The sequence below is a fragment of the Streptomyces sp. NPDC031111 genome (assembly GCF_055570675.1).
Map to the genome: position 1 here is coordinate 159,325 of NZ_JBVIGS010000010.1, position 6,178 is coordinate 165,502.

Annotated in this window: 8 protein-coding genes; 5 read left to right on the plus strand and 3 right to left on the minus strand. The window is 74.0% G+C overall.

Translation table 11 applies throughout. From position 1 onward, the window contains the following. The first annotated feature begins 32 nt into the window (after positions 1-32). Positions 33-449, plus strand: coding sequence for a DUF3662 domain-containing protein (locus ACZ470_RS21850; protein ID WP_468429488.1), 417 nt, complete (start codon positions 33-35; stop codon positions 447-449). 193 nt (positions 450-642) lie between these two features. On the opposite strand, the gene ACZ470_RS21855 is transcribed toward ACZ470_RS21850, so the two are convergent. Genes ACZ470_RS21855 through ACZ470_RS21865 form a run of 3 tightly spaced genes read right to left on the minus strand, consistent with a single transcriptional unit; the run spans position 643 to position 1,999 of the window. Then, positions 643-768 (minus strand): hypothetical protein, encoded by a 126-nt coding sequence (locus tag ACZ470_RS21855; protein ID WP_468429490.1) that lies wholly within the window; start codon positions 766-768, stop codon positions 643-645. A gap of 36 nt (positions 769-804) precedes the next feature. Beyond that, a complete protein-coding gene (locus ACZ470_RS21860) occupies positions 805-1,320 on the minus strand; it encodes a GNAT family N-acetyltransferase (protein WP_468429492.1) in 516 nt (171 codons plus the stop codon). A 16-nt stretch (positions 1,321-1,336) separates the two neighbouring features. Further along, complete coding sequence (locus ACZ470_RS21865) at positions 1,337-1,999, minus strand: nucleoside/nucleotide kinase family protein (protein WP_468429493.1); 663 nt, start codon at positions 1,997-1,999, stop codon at positions 1,337-1,339. 93 nt (positions 2,000-2,092) lie between these two features. On the opposite strand from ACZ470_RS21865, the gene ACZ470_RS21870 reads away from it, so the two are divergent. The 4 genes from ACZ470_RS21870 to ACZ470_RS21885 all read left to right on the plus strand — a co-directional run bounded on the left by ACZ470_RS21870 (position 2,093) and on the right by ACZ470_RS21885 (position 6,077). Further along, positions 2,093-2,830, plus strand: a complete 738-nt coding sequence (locus tag ACZ470_RS21870) for an HAD family hydrolase (protein WP_468429495.1) — start codon at positions 2,093-2,095, stop codon at positions 2,828-2,830. A 219-nt stretch (positions 2,831-3,049) separates the two neighbouring features. Beyond that, positions 3,050-4,546: a hypothetical protein gene (locus tag ACZ470_RS21875; protein WP_468429726.1), complete on the plus strand. Its 1,497-nt coding sequence runs from the start codon at positions 3,050-3,052 to the stop codon at positions 4,544-4,546. 84 nt (positions 4,547-4,630) lie between these two features. Continuing rightward, positions 4,631-5,476 carry a proteasome subunit beta gene (gene prcB / locus ACZ470_RS21880; RefSeq protein ID WP_468429497.1) on the plus strand — a complete coding sequence of 282 codons (846 nt, stop codon included), beginning with the start codon at positions 4,631-4,633 and terminating at the stop codon, positions 5,474-5,476. Positions 5,477-5,594: 118 nt separating this feature from the next. Further along, a complete protein-coding gene (locus ACZ470_RS21885) occupies positions 5,595-6,077 on the plus strand; it encodes a DUF5709 domain-containing protein (protein ID WP_468429498.1) in 483 nt (160 codons plus the stop codon). Positions 6,078-6,178: the final 101 nt, after the last annotated feature.

Here is a 6,178-nt window from a genome sequence, read left to right on the forward strand (position 1 = left end):
TCGACGCGACTACGTTTCGGCAGGTGAAAAACATGGGCGCCCTGAGCGCGCTGGAAGAGGCCCTGGAGAACCGATGGGAGGCGCTGTGGGCGCGGATGTTCGGCCGGGAGCCGGTCGAACTCGTCGACGCCCTGCGGCGCGAGTGCGACAGCAACGCGGTGGTGTGCCGGGCCGGCCGGGTGATGGTCCCCAACGCCTACGACGTGGAGCTGGCCGCCCCGGTGCACGAGGAACTGACGCGGCACGGCAGCCGCGTGGGGCAGGCGCTCACCGACCGCCTCGCCCGGCACGCCGCCCGCCACGGCTACGAATGGGCGGGCCCGCTCGCCGTGCACGTCCACCGCTCCGCCGAGGAGGTCCCCAACGGCCGCTACCGCGTGGCGAGCAGCGTGATGCCGCATGTGAGCGCCGACGGCTTCCAGCGGGCCGGGCAGCCGGGGCCGCTCTGACGGCGCGGGCCAGCGCCGGTGGCGCCGATCCCGATCAACCCGGCCGGCCGGCACGTCCGGCGTGGCCGGCGAGCCGTGGGCGATCACGTCGGGGGAGAGGCGGTACAGCGCGAGCGCGGCCACCGCACCGGCACCCTCGGCCGGTTCCGGGCGAAGGCGAACGCGACCAGCCCGAACAGCAATGTCAGGACGATCACCGGCAGGCGCGCCGCCGCCGTGGGCCGTTGCCCGACTCGTACAGCAGACGCCGCCCCAACTCGCCCCGGTCGCCGTCGAACACCGAGCCGAGGTGCGGGTCGGTGGCCCCAGTGGCGATCACCAGCTTCTCGAGCGGCGGATGCCCACCGCAGGCCGCCTACCCGGGCACCGAGGACTTCCGGTGCCCGAGAACCGGGGCCCGCGCGGCGAGTTCCTCGAGCGGCGCGCCGGTCAGCCGGCACACCGTCCACTCCTCCAGCAGCTCCGCGCCGAGTGCCTTGTAGAACGCGATCGCCGGTTCGTTCCAGTCCAGCACCACCCACTCGAAGCGCTCGAACCCGCGCTCCCGGCAGATCGCCGCGAGGGCCGCGAGCAGTGCCCTGCCGTGCCCGGCGCCCCGGGTGTGCGGGCGGACGTAGAGGTCCTCCAGATGCATCCCGCGCGTCCCGGTCCAGGTCGAGAAACGGGGGAACCACAGCGCGAACCCCATGACCGAGCCCGTGTCGTCGTCCTCGGCGATCAGTACGGAGGCGGCGGGGTGCGGGCCGAACAGGGCCGCGCGGAGCTGCTCCTCCGTGGCCCGGGCCTGCTCGGGGGCCTTCTCGTAGGCGGCGAGTTCACGGATCATCGCGCGGATCTCGGGGACGTCGTGCACGGTGGCTTCTCTGATCACGGTAGAAGAGCCTGCGTCATCCGGCCGTACCCCGTCCAGCCGGTTCCGGCGGCCGGACCACCAGGTCGGCCCTGTCCCGCGTCGACGCGACCAGCTCGGCGTTGAGCCGGTCGCTGCGCTCGACCCACGCCACCGCCTCCGCGTGGCTCTTGCCGAACTCCTCGTGGCGGGCGATCAGCCGCCGCAGCCGCTCCTCCTCGTCCAGGACGCAGAACCACACCTCGTCCAGCTGCGGCCGCACCCGGGCCCAGGCACCGGCGTCCAGCAGCAGGTAGTTGCCCTCCGTCACCACCAGCCGGACGGCAGGCGGCACCGGGAGCGCCCCCGCGATCGGCTGCTCCAGCACCCGCTCGAAGCCGGGGGCGTACACGACCTCGTCGTACGCCTCCTCCCGCAGCCGCCGCAGCAGTGCCGCGTAACCGGCCGCGTCGAAGGTGTCGGGGGCGCCCTTGCGGTGCCGGCGGCCGAGGCGTTCCAGTTCGGCGTCGGCGAGATGGAAGCCGTCCATGGGGACCTGGGCGGCCCACGGCTCCCCGGTGCCGTTCAGCTCCCGCACCAGCCGCTCCGCGAGGGTGGACTTCCCCGCGCCGGGGCTGCCGGCGATGCCGAGGATCGCGCGCCGGCCGTCGCGCGGGAGGGCGCGGGCACGCCGGAGGAGTTCGTCGAAGGTCGGTGCCACGGCACAGAGTGTGTCACCGGGGAAGCCGGCGGTCTGCGCCAGGTGGCCCGCGCCACTCGTCGTTCCGTGCCCGGATGGGGAACGGTGTCCCGTATGACGGATCTGGGTCTGCCCGAGGGCATCCTCGCCTGCCTCTTCGACCTCGACGGCGTGGTCACGAAGACGGCCGTCGTCCACGCGGCCGCCTGGAAGGACATGTTCGACGCCTTCCTCCGCGAGCGGGACGGCGACGCCTTCCGACCCTTCACCGACGCCGACTACGACGAGCACGTCGACGGCCGCCCGCGCGCCGACGGTGTACGCACCTTCCTCGCCTCCCGCGACATCCGGCTGCCCGAGGGACACCCCGACGACCCGCCCGACGCCCCCACCGTGAACGGCCTCGGCAACCGCAAGAACGAGCTGCTGCTGGCGAGGATCCGCACCGACGGCGTGGAGGCGTACGCAGGCACCCTTCGCTATCTGGAGGCCGTCCGCGCCCGGGGACTGCGCACCGCGATCGTCTCCTCCAGCGCCAACTGCCGTGACGTGCTGCGCTCGATCGACGCCGAGGGGTTCTTCGACGTACGGATCGACGGTGTGGTCGCCGCCGAACGCGGGCTGCCCGGGAAGCCCAAGCCCGACACGTTCCTCGCCGCCGCGGCGGACCTCGGTGTCGAGCCGTCCCGCGCCGCCGTGTTCGAGGACGCGCTGGCCGGCATGGACGCGGGCCGCGCCGGGCACTTCGGGTACGTCGTCGGCGTGGACCGGGTGGGACAGACCGACGCGCTGTACGCGCACGGCGCCGACCGGGTCGTGACGGACCTGGCCGAACTCGGGGGTGCGAAGTGATCACCCGGCGCCGAGACGGAGCCCGTCGAAATCCCCGCCGGAACCGGCGGCGGGGACGGGGCGGATGAGGCGGTTGGCCGTATTCCGCCCTGCGGGCCCGTCGTCCGCGGGTTAGTTTGTCCGTGCTTTCCGGAAGCCGGTCTCCTTCGTCCTCGGTCCTTGGAAACGCACGGACCGAGGAACCCGGGACCCATGACGCGCGGGAACGAGGGACGGACGATGACCGACGGCACCGGTGCCCTGCTCGCCGGTACCCGGCGACGCGAGCAGCGGTCCGGACCGGGAGGCTCCCGGCACACCGGCGTCAGCAGGCCGCTCGCCGTACTGGCCGCGGTCTTCGCGCTCGCCCAACTCGCCCTCGTCCGCCCCGTGCTGGGTCTGGGCTGGGACGAGATCGTGTACATCAGCCAGGTCACCTCCCACCACCCCGCCGCCTTCTTCAGCGCCCCCCGCTCCCGCGGCGTGTCCCTGCTGGTGGCGCCGGTCGCGTCCTGGTCCGAGTCCACCGCGCTGCTGCGCGTCTACCTCGCCCTGCTCTCCGGCCTCTCCCTCTACCTGGCCCTGCACGCCTGGCGCGGCCTGTTCCCCACCCGGGTCCTGGTCACCGCCGGCGCCTTCTTCACGTCCCTGTGGGTGACCCTCTTCTACGGTCCCCAGGCCATGCCCAACCACTGGGTCGCCATCGGCGCCCTGGCCGCCGTCGGCTGCTTCCTGCGCCACCGCGCGGACCCCTCGGCGGTCGGCCCACTGTGGGGGATGGCGGCGGGGACCGCGCTCATGGCGTGGATGCGGCCCACCGACGCCGTCTGGGTGACGGTGCCGCTGCTCGTGCTCGCCCTGGCGGGCCGGCACCGGCGGGCACTGCTCGCCCTCGCCGGCGGCCTGGCGGCGGGAGCGGTCCCGTGGGTGGTCGAGGCGTACACGGCGTTCGGCGGGCTGGGGGAGCGGCTGGCCGAGGCCTCCCGCGTCCAGGGCGGGCTGGGGTGGCACATCGCCGTCGACGACCAACTGCGCAGCCTGGGCGGACGCGCCCTGTGCCGGCCGTGCACCGGATCGATGCCCCACCCGGTGATCACCCTGTGGTGGTTCGTTCTGCCGCTGCTCGTCGTCCTCGGGCTGATCGTGGCGGTGCGGGCCCGCCGCACCCTGCGCACCCTGGTGCCGCTGGCCTGCGCCACGACCGCCGCGCTGCCGTACCTGTTCATGATCGAATACGCGGCGCCCCGCTTCCTCCAGCCCGCCTACGCCCTGCTCGCGATCCCGGTCGCCGACGCCCTGTGGTACCTGGTGACGGCGCCGCGCGGGAAGTGGCGGCCCGCCGTCAGGGCCCTGGTCGCGCTCGGGCTGGTCGGCCATCTCACGGTGCAGCTGACCGTGCTCGTCCACACCGTCGACCGCAACATCGACAGCCGTCGCGACTGGGCCCGCACGGCCGACGAGCTCCACCGGCTCGGCGTCCGCCCGCCCTGTCTGATCACCGGCCACGAGGCGATCCCCATCGGGTACTACACCGGCTGCTCCTCCGGCTCCACCGCCGGGAACAACGAGAACACCACGGCCGCCGAGATCCTGCGCACCGCGGAGCGCGTTCCGGTCGCCGCGCTCACCGGCCCCGGCGGCACCCCGCCCGGGTACGCCCGCTCCTGGCCCGTCCACCGGATCGGCGACCTCCAGGTCCGGGTCGCCCCGGCGCCCGGGCCGGACGGTCCGGGGTGACGGCGCCGGGTTTCCCGCCCGCCCGGTCCAGGTAGGAGTCGGGTGTTGTCGGTGCGCGTGGTGGCGAACAAGGGGGGAAGCGGCATGGCGATGAGCGATCACGAGGGGCGGCTGGGGGAGGAGTTCTTCACTCCGGGCACCTCGTCCTTCACCGAGTTCCTGGCGGCCCACCGCCCCGAGCTGCTGGTCACCCGCACCCTGCCCGAGGGCGTCCGCGCGGCGGAGGTCCCGCACGGCACCACGATCCTCGCCCTCACCTACCGCGACGGCGTACTGATCGCCGGCGACCGCAGGGCCACCATGGGCAACCTGATCGCCCAGCGCGATCTGGAGAAGGTGCTGCCCGCCGACGACCACACCGCGATCGCGATCGCCGGCTCCGTGGGGATCGCCCTCGACATGGTCCGGCTCTACCAGGTCGAACTCGCCCACTTCGAGAAGATCGAGGGCATCCCCATGACCCTCTCCGCGAAGGCCACCCGGCTGGCCGCCATGATCCGGCAGAACCTCGCCCAGGCCATGCAGGGCCTCGCCGTCGTCCCGCTGCTCGCCGGCTACGACACCGGCGCCCCCGGGGGAGGGCGGGGCCGCCTCTTCTCCTTCGACGCCGCGGGCGGCCGCTACGAGAAGTACGGCTTCCACGCGGAGGGCTCCGGCTCCCCGTACGCCAGGGGAGCCCTGAAGAAGCTCCACCGGCCGGACATGCCCCGCGAGGAGGCCGCCCTGGCGGCCCTGGAGGCGCTCTACGACGCCGCCGAGGACGACTCCGCGACCGGGGGCCCCGACCTCTCCCGGCGCATCTTCCCGGTCGTGTCCGTCATCACCGAGGACGGCTACGAGCGGCTCGGCGAGAGCGAGACGCGGCGGCTGAGCCTCGCCATGGTCGACCGGCGCCACACCCGTCCGGACGGGCCGAACGCACCCCTGTGACCCCGCGCGGAGGCCGTCCGTCACCGGACGCACGAGGTTAGGGAGCGCGTGACGGGAAACGCGGACCTGACACCACCCGGGACGAACGAGTCGACGCAGCGTGACAGGGAGGAAAGCCATGGGCACCGAACCGATGGGGGACGACGCGTACCAGCCCACCGGGAGCAACGAGGAGCAGGAGGACGCCGCGCCGCTCGACATGCAGGACGCCCTCGACGAACGGACCTACGACGACACCCTCGACGAGGGCTACTCCCCGCCGGAGAAACCCCTCGGCGTCACCAAGTACGGCACCACGGCCGGTGAGCAGCACGACGGGGAGACCCTGGACCAGCGGCTGGCCCAGGAGGTGCCGGACGGCTCCGCGCCCGCCGGGGACGAGGTGGGCGACCTCCCCGGCGGCGAGGGCGAGCCGGTCGACCCGGAGTCGGGCACCGGCCGCGCCGGACGTCTGGTGGCCCCGGACGAGGGCGCGCACGCCGACACCACGAAGGAGACCGTCGCCGAGGACGTGGGCGTCGACGGGGGCGCCGCCGGCGCGGAGGAGGCCGCGGTGCACGTCGTCGAGGACGGGACGGCCCTCCCCGAGGACGGAACCTGACCGGCCCGGGTCCCTGAACGGCGCCGGGGGGGGGGGGGGGGAGGGGGGAGAGGGGGGGGGGGGGGGGGAAGAAGCCCATGCGCGGAGGAGGAGAGGGGGAG